21 protein-coding genes are annotated in these 22,368 nt (G+C 66.6%); 7 read left to right on the forward strand and 14 right to left on the reverse strand.

The features are described 5' to 3' along the window. Positions 1–9: 9 nt before the first annotated feature. Genes AC1ZV1_RS18585 through AC1ZV1_RS18600 form a run of 4 tightly spaced genes read right to left on the reverse strand, consistent with a single transcriptional unit; the run spans position 10 to position 4,670 of the window. The gene (locus AC1ZV1_RS18585) at positions 10–909 is read right to left on the reverse strand and encodes a DMT family transporter (RefSeq protein ID WP_138214579.1); all 900 of its coding nucleotides are present in this window, start codon (positions 907–909) and stop codon (positions 10–12) included. A gap of 37 nt (positions 910–946) precedes the next feature. Further along, positions 947–2,215, reverse strand: coding sequence for an NAD(P)/FAD-dependent oxidoreductase (locus tag AC1ZV1_RS18590; protein ID WP_484293027.1), 1,269 nt, complete (start codon positions 2,213–2,215; stop codon positions 947–949). Beyond that, positions 2,212–3,318, reverse strand: a complete 1,107-nt coding sequence (locus AC1ZV1_RS18595) for a polyamine ABC transporter substrate-binding protein (RefSeq protein WP_484293028.1) — start codon at positions 3,316–3,318, stop codon at positions 2,212–2,214. Before AC1ZV1_RS18595 ends, AC1ZV1_RS18590 begins: the two co-directional genes overlap by 4 nt. 53 nt (positions 3,319–3,371) lie before the next feature. Next, positions 3,372–4,670, reverse strand: a complete 1,299-nt coding sequence (locus AC1ZV1_RS18600) for an NAD(P)/FAD-dependent oxidoreductase (RefSeq protein ID WP_484293029.1) — start codon at positions 4,668–4,670, stop codon at positions 3,372–3,374. A gap of 171 nt (positions 4,671–4,841) precedes the next feature. Here AC1ZV1_RS18600 and AC1ZV1_RS18605 point away from each other — a divergent pair, with 171 nt between their 5' ends. Next, the gene (locus tag AC1ZV1_RS18605) at positions 4,842–5,750 is read left to right on the forward strand and encodes a LysR substrate-binding domain-containing protein (RefSeq protein WP_484293030.1); all 909 of its coding nucleotides are present in this window, start codon (positions 4,842–4,844) and stop codon (positions 5,748–5,750) included. A 9-nt stretch (positions 5,751–5,759) separates the two neighbouring features. Here AC1ZV1_RS18605 and AC1ZV1_RS18610 read toward each other — a convergent pair whose 3' ends face one another. The 3 genes from AC1ZV1_RS18610 to AC1ZV1_RS18620 form a co-directional block, all read right to left on the reverse strand. Further along, positions 5,760–6,860, reverse strand: a complete 1,101-nt coding sequence (locus AC1ZV1_RS18610; protein WP_484293031.1) for a M14 family metallopeptidase — start codon at positions 6,858–6,860, stop codon at positions 5,760–5,762. A 98-nt stretch (positions 6,861–6,958) separates the two neighbouring features. Next, positions 6,959–7,861 (reverse strand): LysR family transcriptional regulator, encoded by a 903-nt coding sequence (locus tag AC1ZV1_RS18615; protein WP_484293032.1) that lies wholly within the window; start codon positions 7,859–7,861, stop codon positions 6,959–6,961. A gap of 99 nt (positions 7,862–7,960) precedes the next feature. After that, positions 7,961–9,340 (reverse strand): APC family permease, encoded by a 1,380-nt coding sequence (locus tag AC1ZV1_RS18620; protein WP_484293033.1) that lies wholly within the window; start codon positions 9,338–9,340, stop codon positions 7,961–7,963. Positions 9,341–9,824: 484 nt separating this feature from the next. On the opposite strand from AC1ZV1_RS18620, the gene AC1ZV1_RS18625 reads away from it, so the two are divergent. After that, complete coding sequence (locus AC1ZV1_RS18625) at positions 9,825–10,568, forward strand: class I SAM-dependent DNA methyltransferase (RefSeq protein WP_484293034.1); 744 nt, start codon at positions 9,825–9,827, stop codon at positions 10,566–10,568. Positions 10,569–10,682: 114 nt separating this feature from the next. Here the strand turns inward: AC1ZV1_RS18625 and AC1ZV1_RS18630 are convergent, their stop codons facing one another. Then, on the reverse strand, positions 10,683–11,324 hold the full coding sequence (locus AC1ZV1_RS18630; RefSeq protein WP_484293035.1) for a DUF1109 domain-containing protein: 642 nt from the start codon (positions 11,322–11,324) through the stop codon (positions 10,683–10,685). Continuing rightward, a complete protein-coding gene (locus tag AC1ZV1_RS18635) occupies positions 11,311–11,901 on the reverse strand; it encodes a sigma-70 family RNA polymerase sigma factor (protein WP_484293036.1) in 591 nt (196 codons plus the stop codon). Before AC1ZV1_RS18635 ends, AC1ZV1_RS18630 begins: the two co-directional genes overlap by 14 nt. A gap of 229 nt (positions 11,902–12,130) precedes the next feature. On the opposite strand from AC1ZV1_RS18635, the gene AC1ZV1_RS18640 reads away from it, so the two are divergent. From AC1ZV1_RS18640 to AC1ZV1_RS18655, 4 genes are read left to right on the forward strand one after another with little or no spacing between them, the layout of a single operon-like run. Then, the gene (locus AC1ZV1_RS18640; RefSeq protein WP_484293037.1) at positions 12,131–12,418 is read left to right on the forward strand and encodes a BufA1 family periplasmic bufferin-type metallophore; all 288 of its coding nucleotides are present in this window, start codon (positions 12,131–12,133) and stop codon (positions 12,416–12,418) included. 16 nt (positions 12,419–12,434) lie between these two features. Further along, a complete protein-coding gene (gene bufB, locus AC1ZV1_RS18645; protein WP_484293038.1) occupies positions 12,435–13,268 on the forward strand; it encodes an MNIO family bufferin maturase in 834 nt (277 codons plus the stop codon). Next, complete coding sequence (locus AC1ZV1_RS18650; protein WP_484293039.1) at positions 13,265–14,020, forward strand: HvfC/BufC family peptide modification chaperone; 756 nt, start codon at positions 13,265–13,267, stop codon at positions 14,018–14,020. Before bufB ends, AC1ZV1_RS18650 begins: the two co-directional genes overlap by 4 nt. A 10-nt stretch (positions 14,021–14,030) precedes the next feature. Continuing rightward, on the forward strand, positions 14,031–14,498 hold the full coding sequence (locus AC1ZV1_RS18655) for a DoxX family protein (RefSeq protein WP_484293040.1): 468 nt from the start codon (positions 14,031–14,033) through the stop codon (positions 14,496–14,498). A 131-nt stretch (positions 14,499–14,629) separates the two neighbouring features. Here the strand turns inward: AC1ZV1_RS18655 and AC1ZV1_RS18660 are convergent, their stop codons facing one another. After that, the gene (locus AC1ZV1_RS18660; protein ID WP_484293041.1) at positions 14,630–15,181 is read right to left on the reverse strand and encodes an ATP-dependent Clp protease proteolytic subunit; all 552 of its coding nucleotides are present in this window, start codon (positions 15,179–15,181) and stop codon (positions 14,630–14,632) included. Between the two features lie 517 nt (positions 15,182–15,698). Here AC1ZV1_RS18660 and AC1ZV1_RS18665 point away from each other — a divergent pair. Further along, entirely contained in the window at positions 15,699–15,896 is a 198-nt protein-coding gene (locus tag AC1ZV1_RS18665) for a hypothetical protein (RefSeq protein WP_484293042.1), read from the forward strand. Positions 15,897–16,186: 290 nt separating this feature from the next. On the opposite strand, the gene AC1ZV1_RS18670 is transcribed toward AC1ZV1_RS18665, so the two are convergent. Genes AC1ZV1_RS18670 through hflK (AC1ZV1_RS18685) form a run of 4 tightly spaced genes read right to left on the reverse strand, consistent with a single transcriptional unit; the run spans position 16,187 to position 22,241 of the window. After that, positions 16,187–18,148 carry a heavy metal translocating P-type ATPase gene (locus tag AC1ZV1_RS18670; RefSeq protein ID WP_484293043.1) on the reverse strand — a complete coding sequence of 654 codons (1,962 nt, stop codon included), beginning with the start codon at positions 18,146–18,148 and terminating at the stop codon, positions 16,187–16,189. A 55-nt stretch (positions 18,149–18,203) separates the two neighbouring features. Further along, the gene (gene hflK, locus AC1ZV1_RS18675; RefSeq protein ID WP_484293044.1) at positions 18,204–19,244 is read right to left on the reverse strand and encodes a protease modulator HflK; all 1,041 of its coding nucleotides are present in this window, start codon (positions 19,242–19,244) and stop codon (positions 18,204–18,206) included. Beyond that, positions 19,231–20,262 carry a protease modulator HflC gene (gene hflC, locus AC1ZV1_RS18680; RefSeq protein ID WP_484293045.1) on the reverse strand — a complete coding sequence of 344 codons (1,032 nt, stop codon included), beginning with the start codon at positions 20,260–20,262 and terminating at the stop codon, positions 19,231–19,233. The genes hflK (AC1ZV1_RS18675) and hflC overlap by 14 nt, the downstream gene beginning before the upstream one ends. After that, positions 20,259–22,241 (reverse strand): protease modulator HflK, encoded by a 1,983-nt coding sequence (gene hflK, locus AC1ZV1_RS18685; RefSeq protein WP_484293046.1) that lies wholly within the window; start codon positions 22,239–22,241, stop codon positions 20,259–20,261. Before hflK (AC1ZV1_RS18685) ends, hflC begins: the two co-directional genes overlap by 4 nt. Between the last annotated feature and the right edge of the window lie 127 nt (positions 22,242–22,368).

Raw genomic sequence — 22,368 nt, forward strand, 5'->3', positions numbered from 1 at the left:
CCGGAAAAATCACACCACCGAGCCTTCCGGCGGCTGCTCCAGCACCGCCACGACCACGGCGCTGCCGACGATCAGCACGATGCCGACCAGCGACAGCAGGCTGAGCACCTCGCCCCAGATCACGTAGCCGAACAGGCTCGCCCAGATGATGCTGGTGTAGGTGTACGGCGCCAGCGTGGCGGCGTGGGCGCGGCGCACGGCGATGGTAAAGAGCAACTGCCCGAGGGTCGCGAGCAACCCGAGTGCGAGCATGAAGCCAAGGTCCGGCAGGCTCGGCGTGCTCCAGGAAAACGGCAGCGTGGCGCCGGTAACCAGGGTGCCGACCACGGTGAAATACAGCACCGTGGTGGTGGAGTCGTCGGTCTCTCGGATGCGGCGGATCTGGATCATCGACAGCGCACCGAAGAAGGCACTGGCCACCAGCAATCCCGGCCCGACCAGGCTGGCCTCGGCGTTGTCCGGCTTGACCACCATCAGCACGCCGATGAAGCCGAGCACTGCCGCCAGCGCATTGCGCGGCAGCAGGCGTTCGCCCAGCAGCAGCGGCGCCAGCACGATCACCAGCAGCGCCTCGGAGTAGGCAATGGAAATGGCCTCGCTCAGCGCCACGTAGGGCAGCCCGGCGAAGAACAGCGCCGAAGACCCCAGCAGCGTTACCGCGCGGATGCTCTGTCCGCGCACGTCCAGTTGCCGCCAGCGCTCCGCCAGCGGGCGGCCGCGCAGGCAGAGGAGAAAGGCCGGCAGCACGCCGAAGGCCATGCGGAAGAAGGTCACCTCGTTGGCCGGGTACTTCAGCGCCACGACCTTGGCCAGTGCGTCCACCACTGCGAAACAGAACATCGACAACAGCATCAGGCCCACGCTGCGCATGGCATGGCTGCGGGGGGCGACGAGGGTCAGCTGGGGCATGTCGTTATCTCCTGGCTGCTGGGTGAACGCCGGCGCTTCAGCGAGCGCTGAAGCGGCTGGCGAGGAAGGGCGTCACCGGTACGCTGGTGACGACGTCGCTGGCCTGCTCGGCGAGCAGCTGGCCGGTGATCGCGCCGAGCGTCAGGCCGATGTGGCCGTGGCCGAAGTTGTAAAAGACCTGCGGCAGGCGCCGGGACGGACCGAGCACCGGCATGCTATCCGGCACCGAGGAGCGGAAGCCCATCCACTGCGACACCGGCTCGTGCTGCAGGCGCAGGAAGCGCCGTGCACCGCGGGTCAGGTAGCGGTAGCGGGCCGGACTCGGCAACGCGTCCAGCCCGGCGAACTCCACCGTGCCGGCGATCCGCAGGCCCTGCGCCATCGGCGTCATGTAGAAACCGCCGGCCCCCCAGCACACCGGGCGATTGAGCACCTGCCCGGCATGCCCGAAGAGCACGTGGTAACCGCGCTCCGTATCCTGCGGCACCGCATCGCCGAGTTGATCCACCAGCGTGCGCGACCAGGCCCCGGTACACAGCGCAACGCGGTCGGCAGCCAGTCGCTCACCGGTTGCCAACTGTGCCTGCACGGCATCCCTGCCCTGCCCGGCCGGTTCCAGGCCCAGCAGCTCGCCACGGCGGAACTCGCCGCCCATGGCCAGGAAGCGATCGAACAGGCGCAGGCTCAGCGCGTACGGATCGAGCGTGCGGCTCACGCCGGGCAGCTCCACCGCACAGCTCGCTCGGGCGTTGAGCGCCGGTTCCTGCTCGCGCAATTCGGCGCCCTCGACGAATCGGATCGGCACCTCGAAGCGTCGGTGGTAATCCACCATGGCCTGCGCGTCGCCGCGCTCGTGGGCTTCGAAGATGTACAGCGAGCCATCGTGGCGGATCAGGTCGTTGGCGCCGGCCTCGTCGAACAGCCCCTGCCAGGCCCCCATGCAGGGGCGCAGCAGGGTGTTGAGGTCGTGGCCGATGGCTTCCACGCGATCGCGCCGCGAGGCCGCCAGGAACTGCAGTAGCCAGGGCGCGATGCGCGGCAGGTAGGCCGGGCGGATCGCCAGCGGGCTGTCCGGGCGCAGCAGCATGCCCGGCGCCTTGCGCCAGATACCGGGTGTGGCCACCGGCTCCACCGAGTAGGTGGCGAAGGTGCAGGCATTGCCGAACGACGTGGCGAGACCGGGCGGGTTGCGGTCCAGCAGGGTCACGCGGAAGTCGCGGCGTTGCAGTTGCAGCGCGGTGGCCAGGCCGACCACGCCGGCGCCGACCACCAGGGCGTGGCGGCGCAGGTCGTTGGGCTGGGTCATTTGCCGCTCATCACGCGGGTCCACAGGCGAGTGCTCATGCGCATCCCGGACGGCGACAGGGTCTTGATCGGGAACAGGGTGTCGAGCACTTCCTGCGGCGGGTAGACGGCCGGGTTGCTGCGCAGTTCCGGGTCGACGTACTGGGTCGCGGCGGCGTTGCCGTTGGGGTACTGCACGGCATTGCTGATGTTGGCGATCACTTCCGGCTGCAGCAGGTAGTTCATGTAGGCGTAGGCATTGTCCAGGTGCGGCGCGCCCTTGGGAATGGTCACGGTGTCCACGGCGATGGTGCTGCCTTCGCGCGGCAGGCTGTAGCCGATCTTCACGTTATTGCCGGCCTGCCTGGCGGTGGTCATGGCCTGCAGCACGTCGCCGCTGAAGCCGATGGCGACGCAGATATTGCCGTTGGCCAGGTCGCTGACGTATTTCGACTGGTGGAAGTAGCGGATCGACGGGCGTACCGCCAGCAGCGCAGCTTCGGCTGCCTTGAAGTCGTCCGGGTTCTGGCTCGCCGGGTCGCGGCCAAGCACCTTGAGGGTGATGGGCACCATCTGGGTGGCATTGTCGATCACCGCGATGCCGCACTGGGCGAGCTTCTCCGCGTTCTTCGGATCGAACAGCAGCTGCCAGCTGTGGGTGACGTCGGTGTTGCCGAAAATGGCCTTGATCTTGTCTTCGTTGTAGCCGATGCCGACGGTCACCCAGAGGTAGGGAATGGCGTAGCGGTTACCCGGATCGTTGGCCTCGAGGATCTTCATCAGCTTGGGGTCGAGGTTCTTCCAGTTCGGCAGCTTGCTCTTGTCCAGTTCCTGGATGGCGCCGGCCTTGATCAGGCGCGGCAGGAAGTGGTTGGACGGGCTGGCCAGGTCGTAGCCGCTGGCACCGGTCATCAGCTTGGCTTCGGTGGTCTCGTTGCTGTCCACCAGGTCGTAGGTGGTCTGGATGCCGGTCTGCTTGGTGAAGTTCGCCAGGGTGTCTTCGGCGATGTAGCCGCTCCAGTTGGCGATGGTGACGGTCTGTACCGCCTGGGAGGTGCCAGCGGCGGCGACAAGTGCGAGGCCTGCCAGGGTGAAGCCGGCCAGAGTCTTGGAACGATTGATCATGCTGCCCTCGTTTTTCTTTTGTAGGGATTGTTTTGCGTGGGTAAAGCGATGGATCAGGCCTCGGCGCGCGCGCGGCGCACTTCCCAGGCCATGCGCAGCGACGCGCCGATATCGAAGAACGGACTGGGCGGCAGGTAGCCGGGGCTGGCCTGTGCCAGCACATCGGCCAGCACGGGCGAGCTGTCGCCCGCCGCCATTTCCGCCAGCAGGCGGCCCCACAGGGTGCCGCGCGCCACGCCCGAGCCATTGCAGCCGGCCACGGCGTGCAGGCCCTGGTCGACGCGGGCGAAGTACGGCTCGCCGGAACGGGTGCCGCTGAGGTGGCCGGTCCAGGTGTAGGCGATGTCGGCGTCGACGATGCCGGGGAAGCGCTTCTGCAAACCGACCAGATGACGACGACGGCGCTCGGCCAGCGCGTGGTGGTCGAGGTCGCGATGGCGGTACTCGACGGTGTTGCGGATCAGCAGGCGGCGCCCCGGCAGCAGGCGCACGGTGCCGCCGCCGGGTAATGGCGCAAGCACGCCCCATTGGCTTTCGCCGAACAGCGACTGCCAGCGCGGCTCGTCCAGCGGGCGGGTGATACTGGCGCTCAGTTCCAGCGGGAAGGCGCCGCTGTCGTGAAGGCAGGCGCGGGCAATGAAGGCGCCCAGGCAGACCAGCACCTGGGGCGCATGGACTTCGCCCTGTGCGGTACGCGCGACCCAGCCCTGGCCCATGCGGCGCAGGTCGGTCACACCGCTCTGCTCGAAGACATCCACCGATGCCGGCAGGCTCTCGGCCAGGCCTTTCACGTAGCGCCCCGGTTGCAGCAGCGCATTGCCGCCCGCGCAGTGAATGGCCCGCGCGTAGAAGGCACTGCCGAGTCGTTGCTCCAGCGCCGCGCCTTCGTAGTAGCGAGCGCTCGCGCCGACCGAGGCCAGCGTGGCGAGAATGCCGTCGATATCGCCCAGGTGCTCGGCGCGGTGCGCGGCGAAGTGATAACCGTCGTCGTACAGCTCGCAGTCGATGCCAAGTTCGGCGATGCGCTGGCGGACTTCCTGCGCAGCAGCGATACCGATGCGCGACGCCACCTGGTAGGCAGCATGGCCGGGTTGCCCCAGACGCTCGCTGGCCGCCGGCAACTCATGCGCGACGACGAACCCGGAATTGCGCGCCGAGGCGCCCTGGGCAATACGCTGGCGCTCCAGCAGCGCCACGCGCTGCTGTGGGAAACGTGCCGCCAGCGCATGGGCAGCGGACAGCCCGGTGATACCGCCGCCGATGATCAGCCAGTCCGCCCGCTGTGTTCCGCTCAACGGCGGTCGGACGGGCAGCTCGCCCGCCAGGGCGATCCAGCCACAGTGATTGTTCATTGCCCGGCACTCCTTCACAATCCATGCGCCGGGCGTATCCAAACGAATTTCCCCGATGGCGCGTCATGAGCAGAATCTACGGGCAGTTGCGCCGATCTCACCAACGCTCATTTTTCATCCTTGTATTCCCATCTCGCATAGATGGCCGCATGAATCAGCTACGGAAGGGTCATGGACAAACTGCTTCGCGTTCCCTCCCTGCAGGCACTGCAGGCCCTGGTCCAGGTCGCCGAATCCGGCAGCTTCACAGCGGCCGCGCAACAGCTGCACCTGACCCAGAGCGCCATCAGCCGGCAGGTCCAGCACCTGGAGGAGTACTACCGCGTGCCGCTGTTCGACCGCACCAGCCGCAAGGTGGCGCTGACCGACGCCGGCCGCGAGGTCTACGCGGTAGCCGAGAGCATGCTGCAGCAACTGCTGCGCCTGGAGGAGCGTCTGGCGCCACCCTCGGCGGAACGCCCCTTCCGCATCCGCATCTTCGTCTCGCTGGCGGTGCGCTGGCTGCTGCCGCGCCTGAGTTCCTTCTACTCGCGGCACCCGGAGTTATGCCTGTCCATCGAGACGGTGGGCGGTGACGTGGTGGACGACGGCGGCGACTGCGACGCCTACGTGCTCTACCTGCCCAGCGGCAGCGACCCGCAGGGCCGCACGCTGATGCCGCTGTACGATGAGTACCTGATCCCGGTCTGCGCCCCGCGCCTGGACGACGGCCAGAAACCTCCGCGCTCGCTGGAAGAACTGGCCCGCCATCCGCTGATCCACGCTTCCAGCGGCGGCCTGGAATGGCCGCAATGGCTACGCGCGCAGGCTGCTCCGCCGCCCACGCCGTTCAAGCACATGCTGTTCAACCTCGACGACCTGGCGCTGGACGCCGCCGCCCGTGGCCTGGGTGTGGCCATGACCGACCGCCTGCTGGCCCATGACGCCCTGCAGCGCGGCGACCTCATCGTGCCCTTCGGCGAAGCCCTGAAAACCGGCGGCCGCTATGCCCTCTGGCTGCGCGACAGCGGCGCCGCCCACCCGGCCTGCCAGCCAGTGCTCGACTGGTTCGAGGAGCAGCGCAGCCAGTTGGAGGGTTGACCCGCCGTCTCAGGCCAACCCCGGCGGAATCTCGCTGCACAGACCTTCCACCGCGCGCCAGGCTGCGTCCCGCGCGCGCGTCAGCACCGCGCTCTTCCATTCGTCCGTGTCGATGTAGAAGGCATCGCGCAGCTGCTGCTTGATCCGCCGCACTTTGGCGGCCGGTGCATCGGGCGTCTGGTGCAGCCACTGGTCCGCGCGCAGCGCTTCGAGGACCTGCGGGCCGGGCACGGTGCCGAATTCCAGGCTCATGGAAATCATCAGTGCCTGAGGGCACTCCTCGAACGCCGCGTGGACCAACTTGCCGCTGAGCTTCACCGAGACGCTGTTGCCCTCCTCCGTGGAGCGCACATCATCGCCCCACCAGGCACGGGCGCGGACCAGCGCTTCCGGGCGCGGGTCGCCCGAGTAGATGTACTCGCCGTAGCCGCTCGGGCCGAGCCCGGTGTGCACGTCGATCCAGGCCATTTCGCGGCATTGCCGGCCGTGCTGGCGCAGTATCTCGCGCACGGTGCGGTTGCTCCAGGTGGGCTGCGCACCGGAATAGAACAGGCCATCGGGATGGCTGGCCTGGCCGGAGGAGATCGCCTTCTGCAACTCCCAGCGCCCGTGGCGCAGCGCATAGCCGAGCAGCCGCAGACGCCCCAGCGGACTGGGCCAGCGACGCGGTGCGAGCACCGTGTGCAGTTGCGCATAACCGGGGTTCTCCGGCGCGGCCTGGGTGAAGTCGCGGAAGTTGCGGTTGAGGTCGACGTTCTCCTGAGTCCAGCGACGCCACCAGGAAAAACCGTAGGGGTTGGCGGCATGCAGGTAGAGCACCGCGCAGTCATTGCGGAGCGCGTGCTCGCGCCATGCCGTGTCGGCAAGCAGTGCGCTCTGCACGCCCGAGCCGCAGAAGCCTTCGACGCCATGGCAACCGCTGCTGATGATCAGCAGGCGCTTTGCGTCCAGCGGTCCTTCCCGGGCGACGTCCACCGCCAGTGTCTCGCCGTCGCGCCCGGTGAGCGGATGGACGTGGGACTCCACCGGCAGGCCAGCGGCCGCGCAGGCGTCGAGGAACGTGCTGCGCGCCTGGGCGTAGCTCTGGGAGAAATACGACGATGCATTCATGGCGACTCCGGCCGTTTCGTGGGTGATCTGGCGGCCGGCAGGATGCATCAGCGCGAAAACGCGGCGTAATGATCTCTACACATGAGCATTGAGGCTGGTTATGCCAGCGGCACGCGCTCCGCGCTGAACGCCGCCACCATTTCCTCGGCCAGCAGCTGCGCCTCGCGGGTCATCAGTTCCTGCGGCCGGGTAACCATGGACAGGCTCGCCACCGGCGTGGCCTCGGCGATCTGCAGCGGCACCAGCACCTGGGCCACCATGGGCAGGTGAAGCATGCGCTGCGACCAGAAACTCACCGCATCGGTACTGGCCGCGAGCTCGAGATAGAGCAGCGACGAGGAACACTCGGTGATGCGCCGGGGCGGCTCCACCTGTCGCTCACGGAAGAACTGGCCGGCCAGGGCGACCTCCAGCGGATCGGAGAGCAGCCATTCGAGATCCAGAAGCTCGTGCAGCGACTGCGCACCGGCCAGGGGATGCCCCTTGCGCACTGCCAGGGCCGACGGTTGCGGCGCCAGCTCGCACCACACCTGCCCATCGATCGAGTCCTGCAACGGCTGGGTGGTCAGCACCAGGTCCAGCCGACCCTCCTTCAGGCCTTCGAACAGCTGCACCGAACGCAGCTCGAAGATCTGCAGCTGCACATGGGGGTACAACTCGCGGTAACGCCTGAAGCAGTTGGCGAAGGCGCGGTTGGGCGTCACCGGCGACACGCCGATCGCCACGCGACCGGCCATCTCGCCCTTGAGCGTATCGATCTCGTCGCGGGCCCGACGCACTTCCTCGGTAACCAGCCGGGCCATGCTGACCAGCCGCTCGCCGTAGGGCGTGACCGTCACACCGCGGTTCGAGCGCACCAGCAACGGCACGCCCAGCTCGCCTTCCAACTCCTTCACCGCCTTCGACAGCGACGGCTGGGTGACGTCGAGCAGCCGCGAGGCTTCCTGGAGGCTGCCGCTCTCGGCGATGGTGCGCAAGGCGCGCAATTGATGCAGTTTCATGGCGAGATCCGGCCAGTTCCTCGAAGTCGCGCCACCTTAACCAGTATCGGTCCCACAGGAAAGAAGCCGGGCATCGCCCGGCTTCCTGCTGGCCGGCGATCACTCCGCCATGTTCAGGTCCGGCAACGGCTGCTGGAACATCCGCGTGGCGCTGGCCAGGCAAATGAGGCCCAGGCACATCCAGCCTAAGCCGATCATGAAGGACATGCCCGACAGGCTGGACCAGAGCCAGATGGTGCTGAGGAAGCCCACCGCCGGCAGCGCGCCGTAGCGCAGGTAGTTGCCTCTGCCGGTGAGGCGCTCGTCGACCAGGTAGTGCTTGATCACCGCGAGGTTCACCGCCGAGAACGCGAACAGCGCGCCGAAGCTGATCATGTTGGCGACGGTATCCAGGGTGACGAACAGGGCGATCAGCGACAGCAGGCTGATCACCACGATCGCGGTGGCCGGTACGCGCTTCTTCGTCACCAGCTTGCCGAACACGCGGGGCAGCGCGCCGTCCCGCCCCATGGCGAACAGCACGCGGGAGACGCTGGCCTGGGACACCATCGCCGAGGCGAAGCAGCCGGCCACGTAGGTGGCGGTGAAGAAGGTCACCAGCCACTCGCCGCCGACCCGGCGCAGTACGTCCAGCGACGCGGAGTCGGCATCGGTGAGCGCCTGCCACTCGGGAAACACCAGTTGGCCGAAGTAGGCCATGACGATGAACAGCACGCCGCCGATCAGGGTCACCAGCATGATCGCCGCGGGGATCTGCCGGCGCGGCTCCGGCGTTTCCTCGGCCATGGTCGAGACGGCGTCGAAGCCCAGGAAGGACAGGCACAGCACCGCCGCGCCGGACATCACCAGCGGCAGGCTGAAATGTTCGTCGTAGAAAGGCTGGACCAGCGGCACCGGCTCGGCCTGGGCGCCCAGGTGGCTCAGCGAGAGGGCGATGAACACCACCACGAACACCATCTGGGCGACGATCAGCACCCAGTTGACCCGGGTGATGGATTCGATGCCGACGAGGTTGAGCAGGGTCACCAGCACGATGGACCCGAGGATCCACACCGACAGCGGCACGGAGGGGAAATAGTCGGTCATGTAGATGCCGATCAGCAGGTAGCTCAGCAGCGGCAGGAAAATGTAGTCCAGCAGCAGCGTCCATCCCGCCAGGAAGCCGAAGGCCGCGCCGAAGGTCTTGCGCGTGTAGCTGTAGACCGAGCCCGAATACGGGTGCGCCTGGACCATCCGCCCATAGCTGTAGGCGGTCAGCAGCATGGCGGCCAGCGTGAAGAGATAGGCCGCCGGCAGGTGCCCCTTGCTCATGCGGGTGACCAGGCCGTAGGTGGTGAAGACCGCCAGCGGCACCATGTAGGCGAGACCGAAGAGCACCAGCGCCGGGATGCCCAGCGATTTGCGGAAGGACCGTGAAGACGACTCGTGGGGTTGATGGGCAGGCAAGGATGTATCAGAGGCGATTGTTGTTTTTTTCATGGCTGACTCTTGGACTGCGAGCGTGTGGCGCTCGTTGGACAGGACCGCTGTGATGCCGGTCGAGGCTTCCTGCGCGGCGGTAGTTGCGCGGCGGTTTCAGCCGATCTGAAACGCCATGCAGCCGCTGCCGGAGGGATTCAGCGAGGGTCTATCGGCGCGGCGAAACACTCCTGCTGAACCGCCTCGAAGGACCTTGTTGTTCGAATGAGGCGGCATGGTGCTTCAGCGCGTGGCCGAGGAAAATTAGTAAAAATATCTTCGAGCCCAATGAAAAAAATGGCCGTCCATGGCGGACCCGCTGCGCAGCTTCGCTGTCGGGAGCGGCCGTCCACGCGCGCTGCCGATCGAGACGATTCCACCGCAACGTGGGCGCGTATCGGCCCGTCGCGCACGCTGCGCGTCAGTCCGATTTCAACGGAGAACGCCCGCGGCTGATGTACCATGCCGCGCCGAAACCTCCGGCGAATCTTCTCTCTGGCTGCCTATGTCCTCCAACGCGCTGTACACCGACCTGTCCTCCTACTACGACCTGATGTGCGCCGACATCGACTACCAGGCGCAGAGTCACTGCGTGCGCCGCCTGCACCAGTTGTTCGGCAACCAGGGAAACAGGCATCTGGATCTCGCCTGCGGGACCGGGCCGCACGTGCATCACTTCCTCGATTTCGGCTACCAGAGTGCCGGCCTGGACATCAACCAGCCGATGCTGGACATCGCCCGGCAGCGTTGCCCCGACGCACAGTTCAGCCGACAGGACATGGCGAACTTCCACGTCGACCAGCCGCTGGACCTGATCACCTGCTTCCTCTACTCGATCCACTACAACCCCGGCGTGGAACAACTGCGGGCATGCCTGGCGAGCGTGCACGACGCACTGGCGGACGGCGGCGTGTTCTGCTTCAACAGCGTGGACAAGGGGCTGATCGACAACCGCTCCTTCGTGCGCCATTCGCTGGAGCATGACGGCAGCCAGTTCACCTTCGGCTCGGGCTGGTACTACGAGGGTGCAGGCGAGCAGCAGGCGTTGCGCCTGAGCATCGAAAGGGCCACGGACGGCGAAACCCGGAACTGGCAGGACGAGCACCGCATGGTCGCGCAGAGCTTTGCCGAGATGCAGCGCCTGCTGGAACCGCGCTTCGAGGTGCAGGTGTTCGAGCACGATTACGAGCGGATCACGCCGTGGAACGGCACCTCGGGCAATGCGCTGTTCGTCTGCGTGAAGCGCTGAGTCCCGCCCGCGCGGCAACGCGCCACTCGATGCGCCCTCCTCCGGGCCATGCTGGCGTTCTGCAGCGCCATCCCACAGCCACCCAAGGGGCACATCTCGCGGCGTGCTTGTCGTCTACCAGCGCAACAGCCTTGGTCCGAGCGCCGCGCCAACCACGGTCGGCACAAGCATGCCAAGCAGGTACCAGACGCCCCAGAACGGAATGCCCATCTCGGGGCAATGCAGGCAGTAAGCCAGGGTTGCAGTGGCTCCCGCCAACAAACCACCGGCGGCACCGGCAATACGCAAGCGGGTTGGCGCATGGCCGCGCAGCGCCCAGAACACGCCGACGAAGGTCGGCACCGAGAGCAGCGCAATGTTCAGCGGACAGGTGCGCCAGGTCTTCCCCAGGATCAGGCTGGCGCGAGCGTCGGCGGGTACTCCGGCCAGCTCCACGGCGCCGCCAATCCAGACCAGCAGCACCGGCAACGCCAGCAGCACCCAGGCGGCGCCTCCGCTCACGCCTGGTCGCGCAAGGCGGCTGCTCAGCCAGAGGGCAAGCGGTGCAAGGCTGCCGGGCAGCGCGACTTTGGCCCAGAAGAGCGGCGTGCGCGCGACCTCGGTCAGGTCGGGCCGCACGCCGAAGAGCGCAGCCATCAGCAGCAACGCCCCCAACGCGCCGGCCAGCAGGGCGATGGCGAAGCGCTTGCCCGAGACGTGACGGTCCACTGCGCCCTCGCCAGCGCTCAGCAGGTCGATCAGTTCATTGGTCTTCATCGCTTCGCAACCCTCGGATGATGTTCGCCAGGGCCTTGAGCCCGCGGTGGATGCCGACCTTCACGGCGGAGCTGGACAGCCCGGTCAGAGTGGCGGTTTCCTCCACGGACAGCCCCTCCAGCTTCACATGAACAATCGGCAGGCGCTGCTTGTCAGGGAGCTTTTGCAGCAGTTTGCCGAGATCGCGGCTGGCCTGTGCCGGCTCGCCATCTTCGACGGCGAACAGCTCTCCCTCGTCATCCGCCAGCGGATCGTGACGCGCCTCCCTGCGCGCAAAGGCGCGAAAGTGGTCGGCCAGCTTGTAGCGTGCGATAGCCTGGACCCAGGCGGTCAGTGGCTGATCGGCGCGGTAGGTGTGGCGCGCATTGTGTACTGCCAGCAGCACTTCCTGCAGCAGGTCCTCGACCTCGCCGGGGCGCTGGCTCAAGCGCCGGCCCAGGAACGCCCGCAGGTGCAGGCCGAGGGCGCCGAGGAACTCACGGTAGGCCTTGCCGTCGCCGTCCATGCCACGCAGCAGCAACGCCTGCAGCTGCGCCTCACGTGCGATCAACGCTTCCTGGCTGGTAGTTCGTTGCATCGGCCGTCCTGGTTACACCGAAGGTGAATTCTTTACCGATCTCGCCCCAGCCTGCTGGCGTGCCATTGGCCCGCGAAAAAACAGGCCGTCGTTCAATACGTTAGGGCCGCACCGAAGAATTCTCAAAATAATTTTGCGGTGCTGTAACCGGATCGCCTCCCCCATCGAACTACTCATCGAGCCGCCGGAAAGCCTTCCGCGGCCCCTCAACCGAACGGGAGACCGCACCATGAAAACCCTGACCCTCGCCACCGCCGCCCTCGCCCTTGCCGCCATCACCGGTAGCGCCCTGGCTGACGACATGAACACCAAGGCCAGCAACGGCGCGGCCATGGAGAAGTGCTACGGCGTAGCCCTGGCCGGCAAGAACGACTGCAAGGCCGGTGCCGGCACCACCTGCGCGGGTAGCGCCAAGAAGGACTATGACGGCATGCACTGGAAGAACGTCCCGGCCGGCACCTGCACCACGATCAAGACGCCCAATGGCATGGGCTCGCTGACGCCGACCAAAGCCTGAGCCAAGGCCGCCGACCATGAGCGCATTCCATCAACCGGGCGCCGGGCTCGGGCTGAAGGGCGAACACTACGCCCAGGCCCTCGCCTGCTCCGCCGAGGGTCTCTGGTTCGAAGTGCATCCGGAGAACTACATGGTCGGCGGCCCCCGCCTCGCCTGGCTGGAGCGGATCGCCGCGCGGCATCCGCTGTCGCTGCACGGCGTTTCGCTGTCCCTGGCGGCGGACTCCGCACCTGACGAGGCACACCTTCAGCGCCTGCGCGCGCTGGTCGAGCGCGTTCAGCCGCCGCTGATTTCCGAACACCTGGCCTGGTCGACCTGGCGCGGCCAGTACCTGCCGGACCTGCTGCCCTTCCCGCGCAGCCAGGCGGCCCTGGTACGCATTGCCGAGAACATCCAGCGTACCCAGGAAGCCCTGGGCCGGCGCATCGCCATTGAGAACCCCAGCCACTACCTCCACCTCGAAGGCCACGACTGGGACGAAATCGAATTCCTCACGGAGCTCACCCTGCGCACCGGCTGCGGCCTGCTGCTCGACGTCAATAACGTGCACGTCAGCGCACACAACCTCGGCTTCGATGCACAACGCTATCTCGACCGCTTCCCGGCAGCGGCCATCCTCGAGATCCACCTGGCCGGGCACAGTTGCGACGAGGGAGGCGAACTGCTGATCGACTCCCACGACGCACCGGTCGCCGAACCGGTCTGGGCGCTCTATGAGCACCTGATCCAGCGTATCGGTCCGAGGCCGACACTGATCGAACGCGATGATCACCTGCCGGCCTTCGACGTCCTGCTGGCGGAGCGCGAATTGGCACAGGCGATCCTCAATCTGGCGGAGGTGGACCCATGAAGAACTCGCTCGGCGCGTTCCAGGATGCCTTTGTCGAAGCCCTCTACCAGCGCCCTGCTCCAGCCCTGCAAAGCGTCACCACCCAGGCGGCCTTCGAGGTGTATCGCAACACCGTGCTCAAGGGGTGTATCGACGCCCTGTGCGACAACTTCCCCACGGTCGAACGCCTGGTCGGAGCGCAGTGGATGCGCGCAGCATCGGCCATCCACGCCCGCGAAACGCCGCCAGGCGACGCTCGTCTGGTCCTTTACGGCAAGCACTTTGCCGATTTCCTCGCGACGTTCGAGCCCGCACGGGAGCTGCCTTACCTGAGCGCCGTCGCGCGCCTGGACCGACTCTGGACAGAGGCCTTCGTCGCCCCCCAGGAAGCACTGCTCGACCTCGCCAGCCTGGCCGGCATGACCGCCTCGGATTTTGCCGCCTGCCACCTGGCGCCACGCGCCTGCGTGCGCTGGCGCTGGTTCGCCGAGCAGCCCATCTACAGCATCTGGCGCCACAACCGCGAAGCGCTGCCGATACCGGAAGAGCTGCCCTGGCAAGGCGAAGGGGCGTTACTGGTTGGCCATGCCAACGGCGTCGCCTGGCAGGCCCTGGAAGTGGGTGGCTGTGCCTTGCTCGACGCCTGCGCGGCCGGCAACAACCTCGATCAGGCTTCAGCCCTGGCACTCGACGCGCAACCCGATCTCGACTTCCACGATCTGCTCGGCCGCCTGCTCGGCGCCGGCGTCTTCCGTCCCATCAACCTCGCATGAGGAGGCCATCATGGACATTGTCCACAGCACCCTTCCCGGCAGCGGCCTGCGCCAACGCTGGAATCGCATTGCCGACTGCCTGCAGCGCCTGCTCGGCGATGCGTTTCTCTGCCTGGTAGCGCGCGTCGGGATTGCCGCCACCTTCTTCCTCTCCGGACGCACGAAGGTCGAGGGACTCCTGAGCATCACCCCGAGCACCTACGAGCTGTTCCGCACCGAGTACATGCTGCCGCTGGTGCCGCCGCACATCGCCGCCCATCTGGCCACCTACGCGGAGCACCTCTTTCCGCTGCTGCTGGTGCTGGGCCTGTTCACCCGCCTTTCGGCGCTGGCACTGCTCGGGATGACCACGGTGATCGAAGTGTTCGTCTATCCGGACGCCTGGCCCACCCACCTGGTGTGGGCGGGCTTGCTGCTCTTGCTGATCGGACGCGGAGCAGGCAGGTGGTCGCTGGATCGTGCTCTGGGAATAGGGTAACGCGGCATCCGCCGCTTCGGGCTTGGTCTCTCAGACATTGCCTCCGTCAACATGCCTGTCCTGAGGTTGAAAGCACGTGATGGTGATCGTTCGAACTGTCGGTTGCTCCACATCCGTTCATTCCGAGACCCTCAGGAATGCACGCTCCACTGGGACGCGCCCTCGGGGATTGGCACCAGGTCGATGGCGTGGATCAATCCGCACGCCAGGGCCTCTAGGGGCTCAATGATCGTCGACTCCGCAGTGAGGCAGCGGCGCACATCCACCTGATTCGGCGCTCCCCCGGTGCGCTGGCGCACAATCTCTTCATACAACTTGAGGTCATGTTCCAGGCTCAAGGCGTACTCCAGCATCCGCGTGTGGTCGACGGCGCCGTGCAAGGTCCAGTGAAAAGGATGGAAGAGAAACTTGCTCAATGGACAAGCGGTGCGCCGTTCACCGGCGAGGTACAGAATATTTCCCATGGACTCGACCGTGCCCAGATTGTGGGTATCAACGGGAATCGGCAGCGCTAGCAGGTAGTTGTACAAGCTGAAGCCATAGGCGCAGTCGCCGCCCATGGTTGCGATGTTCAATTGCAGGCGTGTAGCCCCCTGTTGAATCGCCTTGGTGCAGGTGCCGATGAGGTTGCCGCAAGTAGACGAATTGATCGGGCCGGTGAAATGGATGATGTGCCGGGCCATCGCATGCTCCCTGTCAGGCAGAGGTGTGTACTGCTGAGTCCGTGGATCGCCCAAGCACACCAACGTCACGACGAATGGTGCGGTTGCAATCCTTCGAGCCTCACTCATCCTGTTTCTGCCGCACGCTACGGCGCGCCTCCCTGGGCCCAAGCGGAGCGCGTGATAACTGACGCTGAATCGCCTCGAAACTGACCCGCTGCGAACCCGAATCGCCATGAGCTGTGCGGTCGAGAGGCGCGGCTGGATTTCAGGCAATGCAGGGAGAGGCGGAAGCCGGCAGCTGGCCCGCGGAAATCGCCAGCAACCAACCCTGAAAGCGGACGAGCGCTCGGAAGACCGCACTATTCGCCACGCCAGGACGAGCCAGCCCCGCGGTCCTTACCGGACGTCCGCTATGGTCGGTAGCGGCCTCTCACCAGCGTCAGCAATCGGCCAGGAGCGGACGGCTGCCACCGACCAACTAAAATCTGAGCTTTACTCCATTCGCCCACTTGGAAATCGCGAACCCGGATATCAGATGGACTTCCTCGAAGACTTCGTACTCAACCATCTGGCACACCGCCTTGGTGTCCGCGTATTGCGCTTACTGAGCGGTGGCCGGTTCAGGGGCGAAAATGGCTTTGCCTGGGGCTGGGCAGTCGTTGTCGGCGGTTTGATTTTGTTCGCCCCGTTCGTAGCGTTCATTACCTGGCTGATTCATCGCAGCGCCCATTGAGCGAGCGTCCGCTCCGGGTCGGTAGCTGCCCCTCGCCAAGAGCAACGATTCGCCGGAAGCAGAGAAAAAACCTCTCTCCTCGCTCACAGCCACACTCCTCCGGCGCGTTCGCAGGAGATGCGCTGCGTCTTGAATGAGGGTGTCAGCGAGAGGGGGTGAGGGATCCGTCATGAGTGTCGCTGGCTAGAAGCGATAGATTGTCCAAGGCTCATCTGGGTGATATGCCCGTCCAGTAGTGGTACGCAAAGGCCCGCCCCCGGCGGGCCTTTATCGTCTGTTGCGCACGGGCGTTACGCTGGCTGCGCTGCCTGCGTAGTACGGTTCTCCACGATTCTTTCGTCATAGCGCAACAGGCGCCCGGCGTTGGTCAGTACCAGCAGCGTGCTGAGGTTGTGCAAGAGTGCTGCGATCATGGCTCCCGCCGCACCCAGCAGGCCGAAAGCCGCCGCCACGACGATCGCCAGGGTCCAGCCCAGACCGATCAGCACATTCACCTGGAGCGTGCGGCGGCACTGGCGGCTCAGGCGGATGCAGGTGCCCAGGCGTCGCAGATCGCCATTGATCAGCACGATGTCCGCCGCTGCCAGCGCGATGTCAGCACCGCCCGCTCCCATTGCGACGCCCACGACCCCGGCCTTGAGCGCCAGTGAGTCGTTGATGCCATCGCCCACCACCAGGGGGCGGAAACCGGCCTGGAGCTCCTGGTTGACCTCGCGCATCTTGTCTTCGGGCAGGGCCTCGGCCACCACGCGAGTAATACCGACCTGCGCCGCAATGGTTTCGGCCACGCGGCGGCGGTCGCCGGTCAGCAGCAATTGACGCTGCAGACCCAGGTCACGCAATTGCTGCATGGCTTCGGCCGACTCCACGCGCACGTTGTCGGCCAGCAACAGCCAGGCGAGGAAGCATCCGTTCAGCGCCAGGCCGGCAATCGGGCCATCGTGTTCGGGGACCGCAGGAACCTCCAGACCCAGTTGGCGGAACAGCTCCGGGCGCCCCAGCGCCGCTTCGCCGTCCGCCGTACGCGCCACTACCCCGAACCCCTGGCGTTCGTGAATTTCCCCCAGCGGCAGGTGCTGCTCGTGCGATACCAGGGCCGCCAGCGCCCGGCTGACCGGGTGGCTGCTGGCAGCTCCCAGGCTGGCGGCAAGCATCAGGATCCCGGCCCGCGGCATCGTATCCGACGTGCCGACCACGCTGTGCAGGCGCAGGTCGCCGTAGGTCAGCGTGCCGGTCTTGTCGATCACCAGCGACGACAGGTCGGCCAATTCCTCAAGGAAGGCAGAGCCGCGGATGAGGATGCCATGCCGAGCGGCAACGGCGATGCCCGCCACCGCGGTCGCCGGCGCCGACAGCACCAGAGCGCACGGGCAGGCAGCCACCAGCACCGCCAGCATGGCCTGCGCATCGCTGGTAATGAACCAGGTCACGGCGGCAATCAGCAGCACCAATACCAGGTAACGCCCGGCATGGCGTTCGAGCAGACGCGTGATTGGCGGCTTGGCCTGCTCGGCCCGTTGCATCAGCGCGATGACCTTGCCCAGCGTGGAGTCATCGCCGACGCGCGTGATTTCTACCCGCAGCAGGCCATCCAGATTGATCGAGCCGCCATGGATATCCATGCCGCTGGAAACCTCCAGCGGGACCGCCTCTCCGGTGATCGGAGCGGTGTCGAGGCTGGCCTGTCCATCAAGGACGCGGCCGTCGGCCGGAACGCGGTCACCGGCGCGGACTTCGACCTGGTCGCCCGGCTTGAGGCTGGCGTTGTCAACCTCGCGTACCTGGCCATCGGCGTCGATCAGTCGCGCGTGACTGCGCGTCAGTTGCCCGAGCGCGGCGATGGCCTCCTGGGAGCCCAGCACACTGCGCTCTTCGAGGATGTGGCCGAAGATCATGATGATGGGCAGCAGCGCCGCGGTCGCCAGGTCACCGGTCGCCCACGCGCCCAGCATGGCCAGGGCGATGAGCTGGTCGGTGAGGCCGTGCAGACTGGGTTTCATCAGGCTGTACCAGGCCGAGCGCAAGACCGGGATGGCCACCAGCAACGAGGCGATACCCAGCAGCAATTGGCTTACGCCCTCCTGCGTCGGTACCAGCCAGCGCCAGACCAGCCCGAGCCCCAGCAGCCCCAGCGCGAGCATTGCCAGGCTCAGCTGGCGCGCCGCAGTGCGGCGTTCCGCCTGCGACAGCAAGCCGGACGTCAGGTGCGCATGAACATGGTGGTGATCGCCATGACAGTGATGAGTACTCATCGCGAGCAGCTCCCGGAGTAACGGTGGGTCGGAACGGATCGGCGAGGCATGGCGCTCATGGCTTGGGCCCCGGCAGGATCATGCGGCCGGCGTCATCCTTGTCGACGGTGGTGACCGAGCCCGCGCGCGCAAGAATCGCCGGCACCCGCTCGCGGTAGAGGCGCAGCAACAACTGGGGGTCCTGCTGTTGCGTCAGGCCGACGATCGTGGCGGTCTCGGCCTGGGCGCGGGACAGCCGTTCGCTGGCTTCCGCCTGCGCCACCTGGACCGTCCGGTCCGCCGACTGGGTCGCCTGCTGCAACTGGCGAGCGGCGTCGTTTCGGGCCTTCGCCACGGCCTGCTCGGCCTGCTGGCTGGCCGTGAGCACCGCGTTGAACGCGCTGACCGCCGACCAGGGCAGGGACGACTGGACATCGACCCGCACGATCTCGATGCCCAGGCTGACACCGGCCGAGCGCAGGCGTGCAAGGCTGGCATTGATGCCTTGCTGCAGGTCGCCGCGCAGCTGCTCGCGGTGCGCGGCCAACTCGGCGTCTCCACCGACCAGTTCGGGGCGTGCAACCAGGATCGCATCCATGTCGCGCGAGGCGCAGATCTGCACCGCGTTACGCTCCACCAGACGGTCCAGGGCAGGCTCAACGTGTTGCCCCTGGCGTGCAAAGGCATACGGATCGTTCACCGTGTAGAACACCCGGACGTCCAGCTGCACCGCCCCGGAATCGCCGGTCAGCAGATAGCCGGAACCCGCCGTGGCGTCACTGGCCAGCGAGCCGTCCCGATCGGACTTCTGCGCAAGCTCCGAGCGCAGCAGCAGTTCAACCCGCCGTTCGGTGACCCGTCCGGACGAGGGCAGCATGACCACCTGCTCGAATGGCCGCGGCCAGGCCAGCAACAAGCCAGCATTCTGGATGCGCTGCTCCGCGCCCAGCCGCAGCACGACCGCGCGGCTTTCGGGCCCCACCTGGCGTACGTTGCCGAATAGCCAGCCGATCGCTGCCAGCAGCGTCACTGCATACAGCGCCAGGAAGCCGATGCGCCCGGACTGCAGCCAGGGTCCACCGGGCTGTCGGGTGGACGATTTGTCATTTCTGCTCACGTGCAGCTCCAGCGGGTAGCGCGGGCCCATCGACGAGGGCACGGAACGGCGCCGCATCGGTCCGCAACACCAGACGTGTGCCGGGGTTGATCACCGAGCTCAGGGTGTCGAGTGAACGCAGCAGGGTGTAGAGCTCCGGGGCACCGGAATAGGCCTTGCCGTAGATCTCCGCCGCCTGGACCTGGGACTGGGCCTGGATCTGCGCCGCTTTGACGTTCGCGTCGGCCTCCAGGATCCTCGCATCGCGCTCGGCAGCGGACTGGATCTCGGCAGCCTTGCGCTTGCCTTCGGCGGTGCGCTCGGTGGCGATGGTCTCGCGCTCGGCACGCATGCGGTCGACGGTGGCGTCGAGAGTGACCTTGGGCAAGGTCAGGCGCTCGATCCCCACTTGCACGACACGTACCCCGTAGGTGTTGATCAGTTGCTGCTCGATCTGCTCCCGCAGACGCTGCTCGAACGCATCGATCCGCACCCGGCTGGCATCGACGTTGACCAGGTCAGCCAGTTCGAATCCGCTGGCGGTGGTTTCCAGCGCCGATCCCACCAGTGTGCGGATCTGTCGTGCCGCCTCGTCAGGCTGGTTCTGCACCGCGCGCATGAACAACTGGATGCTCTGCGGATCGGGCGCCACCTGCCAGGCGATATAGGCCTGCACGATGATCCGCAGGCCATCCCGCGTGCCCACATCCTGCAGCCCGCTGGATGTCGTGCGTAGGCGCAGGTCCACCGGCACCGCCGTCTCGAACGGCACCGGCCAGCGCCAGGCAAGCCCAGGTTCGATCAGCACGCGCGAAGGGTTGCCGAAGCGGGTGATCACCGTGGCCTCGCCAACGCGAACCTGGACGAAGCACGCCGTCGCCGCCATCACCAGGACCAGCAGCAGCGCCGCACCAACGCGCAGCCAGGCCGGGCGGGCATGATCGTGGGAACCGTCATGATCATGATCACGATCATGGTGGTCGTGGTCGTGGTCGTGGTCGTGGTGATGGTCATGGCCGTGTGAGGTCTGGGAACTCAATGGTTACGCTCCTGCGGGCGTCCCGCTGCTGGATTGGACGGCGTAGGGTCAACAGGCGCTGTGTAGCTGCGCAGGTCCAGGGTCGGCGCCTGGCTTGCCGCCAGGCGATGGTCGATGATCAGGCTGTTCGCCCCCGCCAGCCCCTGGGACAGTCGCGCCAGGTACTGTTCGAGGAGGAAGGCCTGGCCAGCGTGCTGCCAGGCCGTGCGCTCGGCGTCGAAGCGCAGTGCGGCAGTGCTGGCGGCGGTTGCGGTTTCATGGGCGGCCGCCGTGGCTTTGTCGGTGACTGAGGTGGCGGTCAGGCGGGCCTGGTTGAGTTGCTGTGCGGCCTGTCCCCGATCGCGAGCGATCAGCGCCTGGGCCGTGATCTGCGCGGCCTGCACGGCGTGGTAGGCGTTAGCCGCCCCCGCCGGCGGGTGGATGGCCTCCACCGAGGTCGCCAGCAGCTCCACACCACTGTCCATGCGGTCCAGGTCGGCCTGCACCGCGCGGCCGATATCGCGGCCGAGTGCTTCACGCTCGGCGCCCAGCAGACCATCCAGCGATCGCCCGGCGAAGTCGTGGACCAGCACGCGGTTGGCGACGCTGCGCAGCAGCTGTGCGACATCGGCACTCTGGTAGGTTGCCGCCAGTGCCGCCGCGTCGCTCAGGCCGATGCGGTAAATGAAGCGCACGTCCATGTTGACGATCTGGAAGCCCTGGCGGCCGCCATCGGTGCCGGCGATGACCTGGGAGTTCTCACTCAGGTGGGTGGCATCCCACAGCCGATTGGCCGTCGCCGGCGCCGCTCCTTCCGCCGCGGCCAACGGCTCCGCTGCGCCCTCGTCGCCCGAGGTCGCCAGCTCGTGGATGATGCTGTTGTCCACGCTCAGCACCTTGCCCAATGGCCATGGCAGGCCGATGTGCAGACCCGGCTGGTAGACCGCCACCGGCTTGCCGAAGCGCTCGTACACGCCACGATTGCTCATGGGTACCTCAACGACACCGGTCAGCAGCCAGCCGACCAGCGCCACCAATGCCACCACGGGCAGAAATGCCCGGCGCATGAACGAGAAGGCCCACACCTGGCGCAGGTCGATGCCCAGGCGCTGGTGCAGTTCGCTCTGCAGCACGGCCAGCGGCCGGGGTGGCCATTGCAGGAGGCCGCCAATCAGGCTGCGCGCGACAATGGCGGGTTCTTCACGCGGGCGCGAGGGACGAAACATCGCCAATACCGCCCGCATCAGCAACTCGATGGCCACCAGCCCAGGCAGTACGCCGATCAACACCGCCATCCGCGCCGGCCACAGCCGCTCGCCATCGACGCACACCAGGCAGGCAATGGTGAGCACCTGCACCGCAATGACCATCCGCAGCATGGCCGCGAGCGATTCCGCCTCTGGCCACGTCGTCTCGCTTTCCGCCATCAGGTGGCGCTCGACCACGACCAGGCAGAAGGCGAATACAGCCAGCACACCAATGACAACCCAGGTCACCCGGCCTGCCGCCTGCGGTAGCGGCAGGTCAAGTCGCCAGGCACTCCTGACCAGCAGCAGCGCCAGCCCCGCCAAGCCGATGAGCCAGGGCGTCTCGGCGCCGAGCTTGCGCAGCTGCCGTCGAAAGGCGCCACCGATCCGGGCGAACCAGCGCTCGATCAGGCTGAGCGACTCGCCGGGAACCGCCTCGTTGGCCGCATTGCGCCAGACGTACAGCGACGTGGGCTCCTGCCCCATCGCGTTCACGCGCCAGCTCGCCACCTGCCAGGCCGACTGTGCTGTCGCGGCCAGCAAGAGCAGCGCGGCGGCATTGACGGCCAGCAGTACGAGCCAATGGGAGTCAGGGCTGAAGACGCCGACCAGCCCCTGCAGCATCGCGAACAGCACCACAACAGCCAGCGCCAGGTACGTGGTCAGTACCAACCAGCGCGTGTGGATCTTCGCGCGCTGGAAACGGGGAAATCCATCGAGGTCGGGGGCCTCGCTGTCTAGATCGACTCTCATGAAGACTCCAGGAAATACCAGCTGTCGCTCGGCATCACTCGAAGGAGCGGGTGGACCTGTGCGACCAGCGCCGTAACGTTATAACAACAGATGTAAAAAATCTGTCTGCAACACGCCGCGGCAGGCA

It is taken from the genome of Pseudomonas sp. BB438 (assembly GCF_057180225.1).

Coding starts and splice junctions, on each gene's coding strand:
- AC1ZV1_RS18625 (WP_484293034.1), top strand. CDS start 9,825: ATGTCCTCCAACGCGCTGTACACCGACCTGTCCTCCTACTACGACCTG.
- AC1ZV1_RS18615 (WP_484293032.1), bottom strand. CDS start 7,861: ATGAAACTGCATCAATTGCGCGCCTTGCGCACCATCGCCGAGAGCGGC.
- AC1ZV1_RS18650 (WP_484293039.1), top strand. CDS start 13,265: ATGAAGAACTCGCTCGGCGCGTTCCAGGATGCCTTTGTCGAAGCCCTC.
- AC1ZV1_RS18640 (WP_484293037.1), top strand. CDS start 12,131: ATGAAAACCCTGACCCTCGCCACCGCCGCCCTCGCCCTTGCCGCCATC.
- AC1ZV1_RS18670 (WP_484293043.1), bottom strand. CDS start 18,148: ATGAGTACTCATCACTGTCATGGCGATCACCACCATGTTCATGCGCAC.
- AC1ZV1_RS18630 (WP_484293035.1), bottom strand. CDS start 11,324: ATGAAGACCAATGAACTGATCGACCTGCTGAGCGCTGGCGAGGGCGCA.
- AC1ZV1_RS18585 (WP_138214579.1), bottom strand. CDS start 909: ATGCCCCAGCTGACCCTCGTCGCCCCCCGCAGCCATGCCATGCGCAGC.
- AC1ZV1_RS18635 (WP_484293036.1), bottom strand. CDS start 11,901: ATGCAACGAACTACCAGCCAGGAAGCGTTGATCGCACGTGAGGCGCAG.
- AC1ZV1_RS18655 (WP_484293040.1), top strand. CDS start 14,031: ATGGACATTGTCCACAGCACCCTTCCCGGCAGCGGCCTGCGCCAACGC.
- AC1ZV1_RS18610 (WP_484293031.1), bottom strand. CDS start 6,860: ATGAATGCATCGTCGTATTTCTCCCAGAGCTACGCCCAGGCGCGCAGC.
- AC1ZV1_RS18660 (WP_484293041.1), bottom strand. CDS start 15,181: ATGGCCCGGCACATCATCCATTTCACCGGCCCGATCAATTCGTCTACT.
- AC1ZV1_RS18600 (WP_484293029.1), bottom strand. CDS start 4,670: ATGAACAATCACTGTGGCTGGATCGCCCTGGCGGGCGAGCTGCCCGTC.
- bufB (WP_484293038.1), top strand. CDS start 12,435: ATGAGCGCATTCCATCAACCGGGCGCCGGGCTCGGGCTGAAGGGCGAA.
- AC1ZV1_RS18665 (WP_484293042.1), top strand. CDS start 15,699: ATGGACTTCCTCGAAGACTTCGTACTCAACCATCTGGCACACCGCCTT.
- hflK (WP_484293046.1), bottom strand. CDS start 22,241: ATGAGAGTCGATCTAGACAGCGAGGCCCCCGACCTCGATGGATTTCCC.
- AC1ZV1_RS18595 (WP_484293028.1), bottom strand. CDS start 3,318: ATGATCAATCGTTCCAAGACTCTGGCCGGCTTCACCCTGGCAGGCCTC.
- AC1ZV1_RS18620 (WP_484293033.1), bottom strand. CDS start 9,340: ATGAAAAAAACAACAATCGCCTCTGATACATCCTTGCCTGCCCATCAA.
- AC1ZV1_RS18605 (WP_484293030.1), top strand. CDS start 4,842: ATGGACAAACTGCTTCGCGTTCCCTCCCTGCAGGCACTGCAGGCCCTG.
- AC1ZV1_RS18590 (WP_484293027.1), bottom strand. CDS start 2,215: ATGACCCAGCCCAACGACCTGCGCCGCCACGCCCTGGTGGTCGGCGCC.